We start from the raw sequence: 16,522 nt of genomic DNA, 5'->3' as shown, positions 1-16,522 counted from the left end.
CCCTACGGGACATCCATCAGCGACAGGTTGACCGCATCGCTGACCTCCTCCGCGCGGATGTCTTCGATCATCGCGTCGAAATCGTCCCAGTACCACAGCTGGTCCTCGTCGACCCCGAGGTGGTCGTAGCCCGGGAGCCCGTGGTTCGTGAGCAGGATGATCATCAGGTCTCGCGCCGGATCGGGGTCGATGATCATGAGCGTCCCGGCGCCGCCGGTCTTGCTGTACGCCACGGCCGAGGTGTGATCGCCGCCGGGCCACGCGCCGGGATCGTACATCTCCCATCCGAGCCCCTTGCCCGAATAGAACAGGTTCTGGGCGAACGTGGTCGCCGGCGTCGGGAGGCCCATGTCGCCCGTCTGCAGCGTCGTCATGCGCTCCACCGAGGACCGCGACAGGATCCGCTGGCCCGGACAGGACAGGAGCATCGGGTTGCAGAGCGCGTCCGGGCCCCAGACGTGGACGCCCCGGTTCAGGAGCACCTGCCCGAACTTCGCGAGATCGAGCGCCGTCGAGAACAGGCCGTCGCACCCGGTCAGGTGGCCGTACCGAGGGGTCCCCGTGTTCTCCTCCACGTCGTAGTCGGTCTCGTCCTGCACCTCGCCCCGCAGGTAACGCCCGCGCTCGCTCGACCACGCCGTCCCCACGAAGCGATCGCTCATCGCGGGCATGTGGAGCTTCGGCCGGTAGGACGTGCTCGACATCTCGAGCGGATCGAAGATGGTGGTCTTCATGAGGCCCTGCAGCGAGTCGCCGCCCGCCTTCTCCAGCACGTGGCCGAGGATGCGAAACCCGAGGTCGCTGTAGAGGACCTTCTGGCTCGGCGTGTAGAGCAAGGGCGCCGTGAGCATCGTGTGCCAGCGATCGCTGGCGCCGAGGACGCCGCTCGCGTCCATGTCCTCGCCCGACACGTAGCGCATCAGGTCCCTGATCGTCACGCGCTCCTTGTCCGGGCTCGTGGCGAACTCGGGGTAGTACGACGCGACCGTGTTGTCGATCTTGAAGCCGGGGAACCGGCCGGACTCCTGCATCCTCATCGCGAGGAAGACGGTGAACGGCTTCGTCATCGACTCCAGATCGAAGATCCCGTCGCGCGGCATCGGCGGCGACGGCATGTCCGGCCAGCTCGCGTTGAACCCGTCGCGCTCGCCCAGCGCCTCGTGGAGCACGATCCGCCCGTGGCGGGCGACCAGGAGGACAGCGCCCCGGATCTCCCCGCCCGCGATGGCGTCCTCCAGGGCCAGCGTCGCCTCGCGCAGCGCGGCGCTGCTCATGTACACGGACTCCGGCTCCGCAGGCTGAAGCCGGCGCGGCCACGCGCCGCTCGAGGGCTGAGAGACGAGCCCTCGAGCGACGTCCGGCGCGCCGAGACATGCCAGGACCGCCGCGGAAGACACGAGAAAAGACGTCGTTCCCATGGATGATGCCTCCTCGCCAGAGCTGCCCGGCGACAAAAGGTCGAGACCACCATGATAACGCGCTCTCCAGCGCGCCAGCTAGCCGGGTTCATCCCGACAACCATGCTGATTTGACCTACGCAGACGCCGCGCGGACACGGGGTGTCAAGACGAAACGAGCTCCCTTGTGCGAAGGCGCCGCCGCTCTGCACACGTGTCCGATGAGCGCTCGCAAACAATCACGCCATCAGATGTTGCACAGGCCACATGCGATGAGCGCGTCGCGCCCGACCGCTCCGTCCACGATGACGCGGCGCCCTCTCCGGCGCGCGGAGGACGGTCAGTCGGTCGGTCCGCAGCCGAGCGCCCTCGATCTCTCGCGCGCCCGCGCCGCGGTCGAGGAGGGTGGGCTCGCGCCTCCCCAGCGCTCGATCACGCTCGCGTAGGCCCGGCACGCGCCGGGAGTGTCCCCCGTCCGCTCGAGGGCCTGACCGAGGAACCAGAACGAGCGGACGTACCTCACCGGCCAGTCCAGCATATCGCACGTCGCGACCGCCTTGCGGAGCGCGGGGATGGCATGGTGAGGCATGCCCGCGAGGTGGTAGACCGCACCGATGTCCGCGTGGAGCTCCGGACCGATCTGATCGCTCGTCAGCGCCGCGATCGGCAGCGCGGGGGCCTCCTCCGCGGCCTCCTCGAAGCCCTGGATCCAGCGCGCGTGCGCCTTCGTCAGGAGGGAGAGCACGTGCTCCGGGGCGCCCGGAGCGCTCGACAGCGACAGGTGCGCGGCCTGCTTCGCCTCGAACGTGGCGCGGGAGATGCCGCCGGCGTGCAGCAGGACCCGCAGCAGGTCCGGCGCGCCGCCGGCGCACGCGCTGTAGTTGTCGAGGCACGTCCGGGCCATGCTCGCCGCCTCGAGCTCGCGATCGGTCTCGAGGTAGATGTCGATGAGCGCTCGGGCGGCGTCGCGGTGAGCCGTGGACTCCGCTTCCATCCACAGGCGCGCGCTCCGCAGCAGCACCTCGGCCTTCGCGAAGTCGCCCGCGAGCGCGTGCACGTTCGACTCGTCGAGCATCGAGAGATAGCGCCGCTCCCGCTCCGGCAGCGAGACCCAGCTCTGCCGCAGCGGCACCATCACGGCGTCGGGAGGCCGCCTCTGCGCGTGGCTCGACGACGCGAGCCTGCGATGGATCATCGGGCCCCTGGCGCTCGTCCTCGACAGCATGCGCAGGAGGTCCCGCTCGACCTCCGCGCAGTCGTGGCGCGCGCTGTGGACCTCGCTCAGGACCTCGTAGCAGTCCGCCGCGCGGGGAGAGATCTCGAGGCAGCGGTCGGCGGCGGAGACGGCGTCGTTGTACGCCCCGAGATGTCGCGACGACCGCGCCCGCGCGGCCCATCCCTGGGCGCGCTGGGGGTCGCTCGCGATGGCCCCCTTCGCCGCGTCGGCGCTGGCGTGAATGTTCCAGCGCAGCGTGTACCGCGCGAGGATGGCATACGGCTCCGCCTCGTGCGGGTGCTCCTTGATGACCGCGCGCAGTTTCTTGGCGCAGAGCGCCGTATCCTCGGGATCGCGGCCGAGCGCCGGCTCCATCGCGTCCAGGAGCGCTCGATCGATGGCGCCGAGCGCGGCGCCCCGCTCCCGGGCGCGCGCGTAGTGCCGCCGCGCTTCGGCGCGCTCCGGGGAGTAGATCGCGAGGCGGAGATGCGCCTCGGCAAAGGCGTAGTGGTGGAAGATCGCCTGCCGGAGGTGCTCCACCGCCTGGCCCTCGTTGGCGTCGCCGAGGGCCTGGAGCGCGGCGCTGTACCAGAATCGCGCTCGCTCGTTGATCGTGGTGGGCGGCAGCTCCTGGACTGGATCAGGCTCTCCCCGCGGCGCGAGCACCGCGGCGAGGCCCCCCGCAATCGCCACGACGAGGCCGAGCCGGAACGCCGCCACCCGGAAGCCGGCGCGTCTCCCGGTCGAGCGGCGCTCCGCCGGACGCACCGCATCGCCGAGGCGCTCGGTCGGGGCCAAGGGATCCACCTCGTCCACGTTCGCCGCGTGGCCGCCCGGCCGCTCGACCGGCGCTGCCGGAATAGCCGCCGGCGGCCCCGACCGGGCAGCCGCCGCCGCCTGCGGCGCGCCGAGCCTCGGCGCCGCCGCCGGCGCGAGCGCTGCGAGCGCCTCTTGGACCTCCCTCAGGTCCGAGACCCGGGTGTCGGGCGACACCGACAGCATGCGGCTCACGAGGCAGGCCAGCTCCGCGGGCACGTCGGGCGCGAGCTCGCGCAGCGGGCGAATGTGGCCCGTCACGATGATCTTCAACACCTGCGGGGCATTGTCGGCGCGCGTGGGGAGCGCGCCCGACAGGCACTCGTAGAGGAGGAGGCCGAGCGACCAGATGTCCGTCCGGTGATCGATCGGGTCTCCGACCGCCTGCTCCGGTGACATGTAGCAGGGCGTGCCCAGCCTCGTCCCGCTGTCGGTGAGCTTCGGTGTTCGAGCGTCCCGTCCGTTCGTGGGCATCTGCTTCGCGATGCCGAAGTCGAGGACCTTGACCTGCCAGCTCGGTACGTCGACGAGAAAAATGTTCTCCGGCTTCAGATCGCGGTGGATCACGCCGTTCGCGTGCGCCGCGCGGACGGCCGAGACGACCGGCAGGAAGATCGAGGCGACCTCCGCGACGGACAACCTCGGCTCGCGAGAGAGCCTGCTGGCGAGCGACTCGCCGGACAGGAGCTCCATGACCATCACGGGCGCTCCGCCCTCGAGCACGACGTCGTGCACCGCGACCACGCTCGGGTGGTCGAGCGCGTGCGCCATCCTCGCCTCGCGCAGCAGGCGCAGGTGCGCCGCGCCGGACACGCCCTTCACGAACTTGAGCGCGACCCGCGCGCCGGTCAGCGCGTGGACCGCGGCCCAGACCACGCCCATGCCCCCTTCGCCGAGCAGCCGATCCAGCCGGTACTGGCCTGCGACGATGTCGCCGGGGCGAAAGCTCCGCCTCGCGCCCTCGGCTCGCTCGTCGCCCTCGCCAGGCGGAGCCCCCCTTCCCAGAGCGTCTGAAGTCGCCTGGAGGTCCTGCGTGTGGCTCACCTCCGGTGCGCTGCGCACGACAGACTACACTACGCGTCCGGCCTCACCTGTCCAGACCGAAAGCGGCGCGCGCCTACCGCCGGTAGAGCCGCTTCACGGACGCCGGCTCGAACACGCCGTCCACACGGATCGAGCAGCGGAAGAACGGGTCCGGTTCGACCCCGCTTCCTACGGCGCCGCCCCCGCGCGCTGCTGCGCGTGACTCAACCGACGGGGAAACCCACGGAGCACCTACGGACCGACGTAGCGGTAGACGCGGAGCCAGTCGTACTCGGCGCGCGTGGGGGCGGTGCTGCTGTCGACGGGGCCTGCCCAACCTGGCGATCCAGAAGCCCAGATCGTCAAGAGGATGTTCTGAGGGAGGACCATGCGTTCCATTTCCTCGGTGGCAGTGTGCATGAGCGCTCCGTCGACGTAGAAGCGCGCCTCACCGGGCACCCACTCGATGGCATAGGTGTGAAAGCCCGCTGTGGGGTTGAAGCCCAGCGTGACGAGCTCGGGGAACTGGAGGTGGCCGGTGGCTGGATCGGCCGGCGGGACGTTCACCATGTGGTTGAACTGAACACGATCGGTGTTCTTGCCCAAGAACTCGATGTCGAGCTCGTTCCAGTCGTCGGGGGGCCATGGTGTATAAATGAGCACCAGAGAAGAGACGACTGCGGAGCCCCGCGCAAACCGAGCCGACGCTTCTATTTTTCCGTAGGTCAGCGTCTCGCGAGAGCGCATTTCCACGCCGCGGAAGGGCTTGCTTGTATCGTTGGCTGCCGTCAGCGAGAGATGCAGGATGCCGTCGCTGACCGCGGCGTTTTCGCCGGCAAACTGCGCGAGATTGCCGTCCCAGCTGTGGGTCATCAGCTGCCAGCGAGTGAGATCGACGGTGTCGAACGGATCTTCCCAGGCGAGCTCGAAGCTGCCGTCGCCAGCGCCACCTCCAGCGGCGCCACCCGTGCCGCCTGCAGCTGCGCTGCTCGTCTCACCGGAGCTCGCGCCGCCCGTACCTGCGCCGCCCGTGCCACCTGCGCCACCGGTCATGGGCGTCTCTGGCGGCATGCCGCCACCGCCGCCGGTCATGGGGTCGGCAGCACCCCCACCCGTCGCCGTGTTGGGGGGAGCTCCACCAGCGGCGGGGGAGGAGCTCGGATCCGGCGAGTCGTCGGAGCATCCCGAAAAAGCCAGGAGCGCGAGCAAGGCAAGGGCTGGTCGGCTTCGCATGCCGATCGGATACTCAGCCGCCGTACGGCGAGCATCAAGGTTTGTGCGTTTGTGCAGACCGAGCGCCGGTCCGCGGAGCAGCGGCGTCGAAAGCGAGGCGTCCGGGTGCGCGAGCTACCCGGGATCTCGGCGATCGTGCTGTGCGCTCAACGGTTCCAACCTGTCAGCGAGTCGTCTTCGGGTGCCTGGGTCGAGGAGCGCGCTGGGCGCCATGCCCAGCAACTCTCTGATCACCTGGTGACAGCGCGAGTAGCTACCGAACCCGGCCTCGAGCGCCGCGTGAGTCAAGTGGCTGGAGCCCTGTTCGAGCAGCTCGAGGAGCTTCAGCGTTTGCAGCCGGTTCTTGTACTCCGTCAACGACAGCCCCTGGTCGCGGCGAAAGTTGCGGCTCACATCGCCGCGGTTGCTGGCCAGGCGTCGGGTCAGCTCGTCGCGGCGGAGGCTCGGCGCCTCGACCAGCAGGGCCGCAGCACGGTGCCCGAGGCTCATCTGCGGAGGAGGTGACATTTGTGCCAGCACCGCGAGCAACTCGAGCAGCCGTCCTTCGACAGCCGGGTCGTCGCGGCTGTTGGGCGCCTGGGCCACAGCGTCTGTACAAGCCGACAAGGTGGCCTCGTCGAGGCGCTGGTGTGGCCGTGAAAAGCTCGGTGCGCAGCCGTGCTCGCGCGCGAACGCGTCGATCAGCTCGGGCCGGAACCCTGCCACATAGAGCTCGAGGTCCGGGCTGGCGTCTTCGAGGTAGTGATCCAGCCCGGGCGGGTACCACGACAGCGATCCGCGGCCCATCGGAACGCGACGATGCCCCACGCGAAAGGTGGCCGTTCCCCGGACGACGAGGTTGAACTCCGGCTCGTCGTGGAAATGGGCTGGTCGCCGGTAGACGGGGTGATATCGCCAAGCCTGGGCGCGGCGACCTTTGGGCATGGGGAACGACTGCCACAGCAGGTTCACGGTAAGTCCGAGGATAGTGCAGCCTGGGCAGGAAAGCACTGCGCTGAAGGTGCGCAGCGGCCCTCTTCGGCGGCCGGGGACCCTCGAACGCACATTCTTGGATGTGCTTCGCACCAGAACGGGCGCGAGGCGCGCGCCGCCGGAGCGCGGCTCAGCGGGTCGGCCGCGCGTCGACCCCGAAGGTCAGATCCGCCTCGTCGATCTCGACGCCGCGGAACCGCTGCACGTCGACGCACGGCTGGTCCACGTGGGGCGGACACAGGTCGCCCTCGCACGTCTCCTCGGTCGTCCGCGTCACGACGCCCCGGACCGTCGACCCGTCGACCGTCATGGAGACGCTCACCCGGAGGCTGGCGATCACCCTCGTGTCGCCGACGATCTCCCGGAAGCGGTCGTCGTCCCCGTCGTCGTCGGCGTCGACGAACCTGTCCTCCAGCGGATCGCGGTCGTCCAGCTTGTCGCCGTCGGTGTCGACCACGCGGTCGCGCGAAGGATCCGTGTCGTCGTCGCCGTCCTTGTCGGCGTCGACGAAGGGATCGACGTCGTCCGAGATGCCGTCCTGGTCGGCGTCGGTGACCCTGGCGCGGAAGGGAAACTCGACGTCTTGGGAGCTGCCCTCGAAGGTATAGGGATCGTCCTCCGTGGAGCCCTTCAGCGCGAGACCGCCGATGTCGAGCACCGCCTCGTCGTCGGTCGGGAGGTAGAGGAGCAACGTCTGGCCGTCCCGGAACGTGGTGGCGTCGTACTTCTCCGCGAGGATCGGCCGGTCGTCGGGGAAGCAGCCGGGCGCCTGCTCGGACGCCTCGAGGGCGACGCGGTACACCGCGTAATCGCCCGCGGAGAGGCCCCCGCAGGAGGCGACGCCGGCCAGGGTGGCCAGGAGGGCGGCGCGGGCCGAAAGCGCACGAACGTCTCGTCGATCAAGCATGTTCATCTCCTCCGCAGCGCTCAGGGATGAGCCACGGTTCAGCACTCGAATACGCCGCTCGCGCCGCACGAGTAGTAGCACTGTTCGCAGTTCAAGCATGTGTCGTAATTGTAAAACGTATCCACCCCGTCCGGATACGAGTCCAGGCATTCATTGACGCAGACGTCGTCCGTGTCCGCGCAGGTCACGAGGCACTGGACGAGGAAGTAGCAGTCGTCGCTGATGAGGCACGCCTGGAGCTCGTCGGCGCAGCTCCCCTCGTTCGCGCACGCGATGCACCCGCTCGAGTCGCTGCCGCAGGTGTCGAGGTCGTCGCAGGCGACGGGGGCGGGGGCGCAGTCGGCGGCGTCCGTGCCCTCCTCGCAGTAGTCGGTGCCCTCGGGCTCGTCGCACTCGCCGTTGTTCACGTAGGGGCACGGCTCGCCCGCGCAGTCGGCCGCGTCGGTGCCCTCGTCGCAGATCCCGGTGCCCTCCGGCTCGTCGCAGACGCCGTTGTTCGCCTCGGGGCAGGTCGCCTCCATGCAGTCGTCGACGTCCGTGCCCTCGTCGCACCGGCCGGTCCCCTCGGGCTCGTCGCAGGTCCCGTCCTGCACCGACCGGCACGGCACGAGCTTGCAGTCGTCGACGTCCGTGCCCGCCGGGCACCGGCCGGACCCCTCGGGCTCGTCGCAGATGCCGTTGCCGGTGTACGGACAGAAAGAGAGGCAGTCGGCGGGGTCGGTCCCGGCCGCACACGTGTCGGTCCCCTGGGGCTCGTCGCAGACGCCGTCGCCGGCGGTGGGGCAGTGATCGCGATCCTTGGGCTCGAGACAGCCCAGGAGGGCCGCCGCGTGGGCGTTGCAGACCTCGGCCAGGTGATGACCATCCACGCACCGGCCCTCCAGGCGGACACAGTCCACGTACGCCGCGTGCTGCGCCTGACAGCGCTCCTCGGCCCGCTCCTCGATGTCCTCCTGCTCGGCCTCGCACAGGCCCTCGTTGTCCCCGGAGCAGTCCTCGCAGGCGCAGCGGGCCTCGCAGACCGTCGCGTAGACCGGCGGCCCGCCGTCGCCGCCGTCCGAGGTGGCGCAGGCGGCGAAGAGGCTGACGAGAGCTGCTGTGATCATCACGTGTCTGACACGCATGGGATTTCTCCTCATCATCTTCCGAAGCGAGGGCTCGTCCCGCCGAAGCGCAGCGCGCCGCCGCGAAGCCGGCGAGGGCAATACGACACGGCTGGCGCTGGGAGCTCCAGGTACCCTTCACCTGCGCACACCGCGCTCGTCCGAATCCTCGCTTCGAATGTGACTGTAAAATTCTTCCAAAAGAAAACGGCTACGTATACCAGCTCAGGAGGCGGCCGGTCAATCGTCGAGGCGGCGCTCGGGGCCGGGCAGCAGCGGAGTGCGTGCGTCCGAGCTGCGCTCGAGTCGGGAGATCACAGGGGGACACGCAGCGCGGCGACCGCGCTGCGACGTGTGGCAGGTGATGCGCGCGGGTCAGGAGGAGGGCTCACGCGGCGGGCGGAGAAAACGCCCCTGCTGCCCGCAATGCGTGGTGCGTGCGCCGTGGAGCGGACCCGACAATGCCGCGTGGGTCGCGCCGTCGTAAAGCTGCTCTGAACGTGGCCGGCGGGGGCGGGGTGAGCGCGGCGGCGATGGAACGCGGCGTTTCCGGGTGCTCTCCGCGCGGAAGAGTGGAGACGGAGTGAAAAGAGCCGTTGGCATCCGTTCCGTTTCGACAGAAGATGCGCGTGCGCCCATCGCGCTGCGGCGCCTCGCCTCCGACGGCCGGCACCGCGTCAGTGGACCCCTACCGGCTGGAGAGCAGCGGATGAAGATGCGATCTTTGGTGTGCCTCTTTGCGTTGAGCTTGGTGACCGCAGCGTGCGGCGATGACGACCCGACGACCCCCGGGACCGGGGGCAGCGGCAGCACGACGACCAGCGGCAGCACGACGGCGGGAACGGGCGGCGCCGGCGGCGGCGGCGACGGCGGCGACGGCGGCGGCGACGGCGGCGACGGCGGCGGCACGGCGGCAGGGGCGGCACGGCGGCGACGGCGGCGGCACCGGCGGCCAGGGTGGCGGCACCGGCGGCGACGGCGGCGGCACCGGCGGCCAGGGTGGCGGCACCGGCGGCGACGGCGGCGGCACCGGCGGCCAGGGTGGCGGCACCGGCGGCCAGGGTGGCGGCACCGGCGGCGACGGCGGCGGCACCGGCGGCCAGGGTGGCGGCACCGGCGGCGACGGCGGCGGCAGCGTCACCTCCACGGCCTCCGCCACCACCGGCGCCGGCGCCGGCGGCGACGGCGGCGGCAGCGTCACCTCCACGACCTCTACCGGCACCGGCGGCGACGGCGGCGGCGGCGGCAGCGTCACCTCCACGACCTCCACCGGCGCCGGCGGCGACGGCGGCGGCAGCGTCACCTCCACGACCTCCGTCACCACCGGCGCCGGCGGCGACGGCGGCGCCGGCGGCGACGGCGGCGGCAGCGTCACCTCCACGACCTCCGTCACCACCGGAGGCGGCGGCGAGCCCCTTGCCGACGGCGCTGCTTGCGTCAGCGATGACGAGTGCGCCAGCGGCGTCTGCTTGGATGAGGTGGGGTACGGCTTCCCGTCCGGGCACTGTACCGGCGGCTGCGAGACGGACAGCGACTGTGCCGGCGGCGGCACCTGCGTCCCCGTGATCGGAGGCGGCGCCTGCGTCGCCCCGTGCGAGTCAGCGGCCGACTGCCGCGACGGCTACAAGTGCGACACCGACAACACCTGCTGGCCGGGCTGCACCAGCGACGCGCAGTGCCCGGCGGTGGGGACGTGCAGCGCGGGCTACTGCGAGGCGCCGCCGAGCCCGGATGCCGGCCCGTGCGCCGCCGACGACGACTGCGCCAGCGGCTTCTGCATCACCGAAGCCGAGTACGGCTTTCCTGGCGGCTACTGCTCGGGCTACTGCGAGCCGGATGGCGAAGCGTGCGCCGGCGGCGGCGCCTGCATCCCGACGGAGGACGGCGGGGGCTTCTGCGACGTCCCGTGCGCGATCTCGGCGGACTGCCGCGCGGGCTATACGTGCCAGGAGGGCCTCTGCGAGGCGGCCTGCACCAGCGACGCTCAGTGCGCGATCGCAGGCGCCACGTGCGATGTAGGCTCGGGGTTCTGCATCCCGCCGGCGGGTGAGGGCGCCGACGGCGAAACTTGCACCGCCGACACCGACTGCATGGGCCTCTACTGCCTCAGCGAGGCCGAATACCCGCAGTGGGTTGGCGGCTACTGCATCAGCCTGTGCGACCCGGCGACCGGCGAGGGCTGCGTCGGCGGCGGCGTCTGCGCCGACAACGGAGGCTGCTACGCCGCATGCGCGTCGGACGCCGACTGCCGCGACGGCTACGAGTGCTGGAAGGGCGGGTGCTGGCCGCAGGAGTGAGCCAGCGAGGGTGAGCGCCCGCAGACGGCCCGTCCGGTGTGACGGCGGGCCCCTGCGGCTCCCCTGAAACGATGCACCTCTGCGTCGCGCCGCGAGGGCGATGCGGAGGCTCTCCCCCGAAGCGCGCCGCGCCTGCTCCACCCATCCCGGAGCAGACGGCGCGCTCCCCCGCGTTCCCGCCCTTTGACGCGCGACGCTCAGCCGGGCTCGCGCCCGCTCCCGCGGCGCCGCCGCAATGCCGCCAGCGCGATCAGCGCGAGCGCCGCCGCCCCCGGCCCCTGGCCCGGGATCCCGGCCGTCCGGCAGCCGCAGCCGCTGCTGCCGCCAGTGCCCCCGGGCGCCGCCCCGCTCGATCCGGCCGCGCTCCCGGCGCTGCCCGCGGCCGCCGCGCCCGCGCTCGCGGCGCTGCTCGCCGACGACACGGAGCTCCCGCTCGCGCCCGCCGCGCCGCCCCCTCCGCCCGCGCTCGCGGCGCTGCTCGCCGACGACACGGAGCTCCCGCTCGCGCCAGCCGCGCCGCCCCCTCCCCCCCCTCCCACCGTGCTCCCGCTCGCGCCCGCCGCGCCGCCCCCTCCCCCCGCGCCCGCGCTCGCGGCGCTGTTCGCCGACGAGGCGCCCGGCGAGCCGGCCTCGGCGACCAGCGCGAGGTACGCCTCGGCGAAGCGGTCGCCGAGGAGCTGGTACGCGGCGGAGTCGAAATGCCACGTATCGTCGGACCGCCGCGGGGCGAAGTCGTCCGTGTCGACCCACGCGACCCGCGGGTCTTCCTCGGCCACGGCCACCTGCGCCGCGCGCACGGCGTCGATGTTCGCCTCTTTGCCGGCGGCGATGGGCCCGCCGTTCGCGGGGTAGAGGTTGTCGCTGATCCGGCCGAGCACGACCGGGAGCCCGGGCACGCCGAGATCCTCGCGGATCGCCGCGATGAAGCCGCGCAGCGTGTCGCCGTAGGTGAACGCGGCCGACCACCCCGCCTCGTTCTCGCCCTGCATCCAGAGGAGCCCGGCGATCTCGACGTCGTGCCCCTCCGACTCGAGCCGCGCCAGGGCGTTGTCGAGCCGCGTCGGCTCATCGGGGTAGCGGAGGGCGCGATCGCCGGCGTACGTCGCGGAGTCCAGCTTGCCGAGGAGCGCGTGGTAGAGCTGCGATTTGTAGAGCACCTCCGGATCCGGCCCCAGCCCGCGCCCCCAGTGGTCGACCAGGTTCGTGCCCCCCTGCGCCAGCTTCACGATCGCGATCCGGTGCTCGGGGTACGCCGCCGCCATCGCGTGGCCGAACGTGATCTCGGGCCCGTAGCGGCGCGCCTCGCCCTTCGGCTCGAGCGGCCCCCAGTCGGTGCTCGTCGCCTCGGCGTACGGCCCTCCCTCGCGCGCGTCGGGGTTGTGGTGGTCGTACCAGACGTCGGGCTGGCTCTGGAGCTCGGCCGGGAGCGCGGTGCCCACGCCGAAGCCGACCATGTTGGACTGGCCCGCGAGCACGAACAGCTTCACCGGCTGCGCCGCGGCGGACGCCGAGAGGGAGATCGCGAAAGCCGCCACGGCGATGCAGGTTCGCTTCATGACACGGTATATTCTCCGCTGGCAGCGCAGCGTCAATACGCCGGCGCGCGGCCGGGGCCGCCGTCCGATGAGGTCGGACGCGACGGAGCTGCGGCGCGATCAAGCGCGAGCACGATTGAATGCGCCGTTCGTCCTGCGTTCACAGGACAGGATGTCGGGGGCTCACCTCGCAGGTGCGCAATCGCAGGTGCGCAATCCCGTCGGGCTCGCCTCGCGTTCAATTCCCTTCGGGCGTCGCGTGGTAGGCGGCGCTCGACGTCGCGTAGACCCCGTGGGTCGCGTACGAGTAGCGGTGGGGCCGGACGTGATGCTCCGAGTGGCGCGCGCACCAGAGATCGGCGCCGCCGGTCTCCTGCCGGCGCTTGACGCACTCGGGGCAAGGCGGCTCGATCTCTGGCACCCGGCCGGCGCTCGCGTGATCCTTCGGCCGCACGATCCACACCGGGCAGCGCGCGAGCCGGGCGACGCGCTCGGCGACCGAGCCGAGGAGCAGCCGCTCGAGCCCGCGGTGGCCGTGCGAGCCGACGACCACGAGGTCGGCGTCGAGATCGGCGGCGAGCTGAGCGATGTTCCCGGCCGCATCGCCGCGGCGGAAGTGGACCACGACGCGCTTGAGCCGCCTGCCGTCGAGCTTGCCGCCGAGGGCGCGGACGCGCTCGCTCGCGCGCGCCTGGAGCTGCTGGAGCGCCACCTCGGGCTTGGTGGCCGCCGCCGGCGCCCGCGAGAGCCCGACGCCGACCCAGCTCTCGGGCTCGACGTAGACCCCGTGCACCTCCGCGTCGTCGCGGCAGCAGGCGGACTCGAGCGCCTGATCGAGCGCGCGGTTGCTCAGATCCGAGAAGTCGATCCCGACCACGACGATGAACCGACCCGTTGCGCCCACGCTCGACATGACATCCTCCTCAGCCTCGTTGCCAGCTCATCCGGGCGGGCTGCCCTGCGCTGCCCGCGCTCTGCGCGGCGCGCCGCTCGGCACGCCGCGCGCTGCTCGCAGGGGTCGCACGGGCCGTGCCATCCGCTCCGGACGCCGGAGAGCGGGCGCCTCGCGCGCCGGGCGCGTTGCCGCTCGCGCGGCGGACCTCCGCGCGGGGCCCGCGAGGCGTGCATCCCGTTCGTCGCAGCGCAAACGGCGCGCGGCGGCGCGGAGGCGGCGTTTCGGGCCTGCGGCGCCTGGCGCGGCGTTCCGGGGCGCTCGGGCGTGGCACGGCCGGTGCTCGGCGCAGGGTGCGCCTCGAGCGAAGGTCGCGGAGGCGAGCGGAGAGATGACGATGACGACCCTTGGACCGAGCAACGGAGAGCACCCCATCCCGCACCACGCGATCCGCAGCGCGCGCATCGTTGGAGACGACGGCGAGGCGTCGGTCGTCGCGACCGTGTATTGCCCGCTCAAGGAGCGGTCGGCCACGGTGCCCGAGTGCGAGTCGTGCCAGCGGTTCCGCGCGCTGCATTTCGACGCGGCGTCGCGCACGACATCGGTCGTCTGCGGTACCGAACGCGCGATGTCGGCGATGGCGAGCGCGGACCCGCTGGCCGGGGTGAGCGAGCACGTGAATCCGGCGGCGCCGCTCGCCGGGATCATGAGCCGGGACGTCATCTGCGTGCGGCCGGAGGTCGCGGTCGACGAGATCGCGGCCCTGCTCATCCGCCACGGGATCAGCGGGATGCCGGTCGTGGATGCCGACGGCAAGCCGGTCGGCATGGTGTCGCGGGCCGACGTGCTCCGGGCGGCCGAGGAGCGCCGCGACACCGAGGAGTCCGAGCGGGTGACCTTGCACCCGGACGACGTGGCGCCGCTCGACATGGAGCAGGGCTTCCACGTGTACGAGCCCGTCAAGGTCACCGCGCGCGACGTGATGACGCCGGTGGTGGTGCAGCTGCACGAGAGCGCGAGCATCCGGCAGGCCGCGTCGCTGATGGCCTACGAGGGCGTGCACCGGCTGCCGATCGTCTCGGACGACGGCAAGGTGGTGGGCATCCTGTCGTCGCTCGACGTGCTGCGGTGGTTCGGGCGGAGCTGCGGGTACCTGATCCCGCCGGGGCGCAGGAGAGCCTGAGGGGCGAGCGTTCCTCGTAAAAGATCGACCAGCTGTGTCTGCGGAGCTGGGGTTCGACATAGGAAATCATACAGATCTGCCTGCGGAATTGGACCTGAGAGTAGCTCATCATACAGATCTGTATGCGGGGACAGGCTTCTGGTGTAGCTCAGCATACAGATCTGTATGCGGGGACAGGCTTCTGGTGTAGCTCAGCATACAGATCTGTATGCGGCGGCGGTCTCGAGCCTTCCCGCGCAGGCAAGGCTGCCTGATCACGGCGCGCGGCGGAGCGCGCCGCGCTGCCAGACGTACCGGCCGCGGACGCTGCAGATGCGCCGGTAGGCGGCGCGCACGCGCTGCCCGGAGGCGCTGCTCCCGCCGGAGGCGCCTGGGAGGGGGCCATTCGCGGCGATCCAGGGGTGGTCGCACGAGGGGGTCGTCCCCGCCGTATCGTCGAATCGGATCGAGCTTCCCTCGACGCGAAGATCGAGCGCCACCGAGCAGGGGATTTGGGCGCCCGGCGCGCACTCGTCGAGCGTCGCGCCGGTGGGGACGTCGAGCACAGCCTGGAGCACGCCGCCCCGCGCTGCGTAGAGGACCGTGTGCGTCACGACGGGCGCCGCTCCGGATTCCGGCTCGCGCGCACGAGAGCACACCATCAGCTCGACCTCCGGCAGGCTGAGCGCCTGGTGGCACGAGCACATGTTGAGGCGCTGAGGCGGGCTCGTGGCGAGGGTCGACCAGCACGAGGCATCGGGACGCCACGCGGCGCCGCGGGCGGCCAGCCAGGCATCCTGGTCGAACGGCGTGCCAGCCGGCGCGCTCGGGCCGGCGGCGGTCGCAGGAGCGGGCGAGACCGACCCTGCATCGCCGAGCGACGACGGCGGCGATCCCGATCGAGGAGCCCCGGTGGTGCCCGGCCGTGCAGCATCCAGGTCGTTCACCCCACCGCCGCCCGCCGAAGCCGCTCCGGAGGGCGAGGCCGGCGACGCCGGCGCGCTCGCCGACGATGGGAGCCCCCCCGTCGAAACGTCGCCTTGGGGAAGGCGCTCTCGATGACAACCCGACTGACCTGCTGCCAGGGCTGCTGCGAGCGCTGCGACGACGCGCAGGACGAGGGCCCGCTTCAAAACAGGGAGGCCTGCAAGAACTGTTGTAGAGATCCCAGGGCGAAGAGACCGGGGACGGCGACGCAGCCGCCAAAGAGCGCGAGCTGATGCCAGCAGTCCGCCCTGTCGCGCAAGTGTCGTGCAGTGTCTTTCATCGAGGCCCGGGAGGCCGAGGAGCGTAGAGCGAACGCGGTGACCTGTCGATCTTCCCGACCGCGCGCGCTCGCAGCTTGCCGCGCCGACCTCCTGCTGATAGCTCGCTGAGCGCAATCAGGAAGGGAGGCGGCGGATGAGCGAATACCGGACGACGGCGGCGGCGCCGGTGCTGGTGGCGGCGTTCCTGGGTCAGATCTTCGGCGTCGACCCGGTCACCGGGCGCGTGCTCTGGGAGCACAAGCAGGGGGCCGGGTACCTGTCCACGGCGCTCCTGATCACGCCCGCGGCGATCTACGCGGCGAGCATGACCAACGTCGCCTGCCTGCGCTACCCGACGGGCGAGCTGCTCTGGGAGGCGAAGACCGCCACGCACGGCCGCGCCACGCTGCTGCTGGAGGGGGACCGGCTCTTCGTCGCCAAGCAGGGCGAGATCGAGTGTTTCTCGGTCACCGGCCAGAGCCTCTGGCACAACCGCTTCAAGGGCAAGGGGATGGGCCCGGTCGCCCTGGGCGTGCCGGGCAACGTCGCCCAGTCCGACGACAAGGACTGACGCGCCCCGAGGCGCCCAGGTCTGGCGAGAGCGCGCCGCCCATCGGCCCGGTGGCCACGCGCGCGCCACCGCAGACAGACGCCCGCCGCTGGCGGGGTTCGGCCGATGCCCCGCGCCTCGCCGCCTCGTCCGCGGCGGCGCCCGCCGGGCC

At 71.7% G+C, this 16,522-nt stretch carries 12 protein-coding genes; 3 read left to right on the top strand and 9 right to left on the bottom strand.

Features of this window, described 5'->3' with window-relative positions; all coding sequences use genetic code 11:
* Nucleotides 1-2 precede the first annotated feature (2 nt).
* The 6 genes from NQZ70_RS20910 to NQZ70_RS20885 form a co-directional block, all read right to left on the bottom strand.
* Nucleotides 3-1,418 carry a serine hydrolase gene (locus NQZ70_RS20910; protein WP_129575783.1) on the bottom strand — a complete coding sequence of 472 codons (1,416 nt, stop codon included), beginning with the start codon at nucleotides 1,416-1,418 and terminating at the stop codon, nucleotides 3-5.
* Between the two features lie 319 nt (nucleotides 1,419-1,737).
* A complete protein-coding gene (locus NQZ70_RS20905; protein ID WP_129575782.1) occupies nucleotides 1,738-4,491 on the bottom strand; it encodes a serine/threonine-protein kinase in 2,754 nt (917 codons plus the stop codon).
* A gap of 213 nt (nucleotides 4,492-4,704) precedes the next feature.
* Complete coding sequence (locus NQZ70_RS20900) at nucleotides 4,705-5,544, bottom strand: family 16 glycosylhydrolase (protein ID WP_129575780.1); 840 nt, start codon at nucleotides 5,542-5,544, stop codon at nucleotides 4,705-4,707.
* Nucleotides 5,545-5,799: 255 nt separating this feature from the next.
* Nucleotides 5,800-6,636 carry an AraC family ligand binding domain-containing protein gene (locus NQZ70_RS20895; protein WP_129575779.1) on the bottom strand — a complete coding sequence of 279 codons (837 nt, stop codon included), beginning with the start codon at nucleotides 6,634-6,636 and terminating at the stop codon, nucleotides 5,800-5,802.
* 151 nt (nucleotides 6,637-6,787) lie between these two features.
* Nucleotides 6,788-7,564: a hypothetical protein gene (locus NQZ70_RS20890; RefSeq protein WP_129575778.1), complete on the bottom strand. Its 777-nt coding sequence runs from the start codon at nucleotides 7,562-7,564 to the stop codon at nucleotides 6,788-6,790.
* 38 nt (nucleotides 7,565-7,602) lie between these two features.
* The gene (locus NQZ70_RS20885; RefSeq protein WP_237245472.1) at nucleotides 7,603-8,688 is read right to left on the bottom strand and encodes a latent transforming growth factor beta-binding protein; all 1,086 of its coding nucleotides are present in this window, start codon (nucleotides 8,686-8,688) and stop codon (nucleotides 7,603-7,605) included.
* Between the two features lie 749 nt (nucleotides 8,689-9,437).
* On the opposite strand from NQZ70_RS20885, the gene NQZ70_RS20880 reads away from it, so the two are divergent.
* Nucleotides 9,438-10,964: a hypothetical protein gene (locus NQZ70_RS20880; RefSeq protein ID WP_272828934.1), complete on the top strand. Its 1,527-nt coding sequence runs from the start codon at nucleotides 9,438-9,440 to the stop codon at nucleotides 10,962-10,964.
* A gap of 197 nt (nucleotides 10,965-11,161) precedes the next feature.
* Here NQZ70_RS20880 and NQZ70_RS20875 read toward each other — a convergent pair whose 3' ends face one another.
* Nucleotides 11,162-12,520 carry a sialate O-acetylesterase gene (locus NQZ70_RS20875; protein WP_129575776.1) on the bottom strand — a complete coding sequence of 453 codons (1,359 nt, stop codon included), beginning with the start codon at nucleotides 12,518-12,520 and terminating at the stop codon, nucleotides 11,162-11,164.
* Nucleotides 12,521-12,737: 217 nt separating this feature from the next.
* Nucleotides 12,738-13,412 (bottom strand): universal stress protein, encoded by a 675-nt coding sequence (locus NQZ70_RS20870; RefSeq protein WP_129575775.1) that lies wholly within the window; start codon nucleotides 13,410-13,412, stop codon nucleotides 12,738-12,740.
* A gap of 376 nt (nucleotides 13,413-13,788) precedes the next feature.
* Here NQZ70_RS20870 and NQZ70_RS20865 point away from each other — a divergent pair, with 376 nt between their 5' ends.
* A complete protein-coding gene (locus NQZ70_RS20865; RefSeq protein WP_237245471.1) occupies nucleotides 13,789-14,574 on the top strand; it encodes a CBS domain-containing protein in 786 nt (261 codons plus the stop codon).
* Nucleotides 14,575-14,828: 254 nt separating this feature from the next.
* Here NQZ70_RS20865 and NQZ70_RS20860 read toward each other — a convergent pair whose 3' ends face one another.
* On the bottom strand, nucleotides 14,829-15,500 hold the full coding sequence (locus NQZ70_RS20860; protein WP_237245470.1) for a hypothetical protein: 672 nt from the start codon (nucleotides 15,498-15,500) through the stop codon (nucleotides 14,829-14,831).
* Nucleotides 15,501-15,954: 454 nt separating this feature from the next.
* On the opposite strand from NQZ70_RS20860, the gene NQZ70_RS20855 reads away from it, so the two are divergent.
* Nucleotides 15,955-16,371, top strand: a complete 417-nt coding sequence (locus NQZ70_RS20855) for a PQQ-binding-like beta-propeller repeat protein (RefSeq protein WP_129575773.1) — start codon at nucleotides 15,955-15,957, stop codon at nucleotides 16,369-16,371.
* Nucleotides 16,372-16,522: the final 151 nt, after the last annotated feature.

This window comes from Sorangium sp. So ce836 (assembly GCF_028553905.1).
GTDB classification, from domain to species: domain Bacteria; phylum Myxococcota_A; class Polyangia; order Polyangiales; family Polyangiaceae; genus Sorangium; species Sorangium cellulosum_D.
The sequence above is the reverse complement of the archived record's forward strand: the minus strand, read 5'-3'. Positions and strand labels throughout refer to the sequence as shown.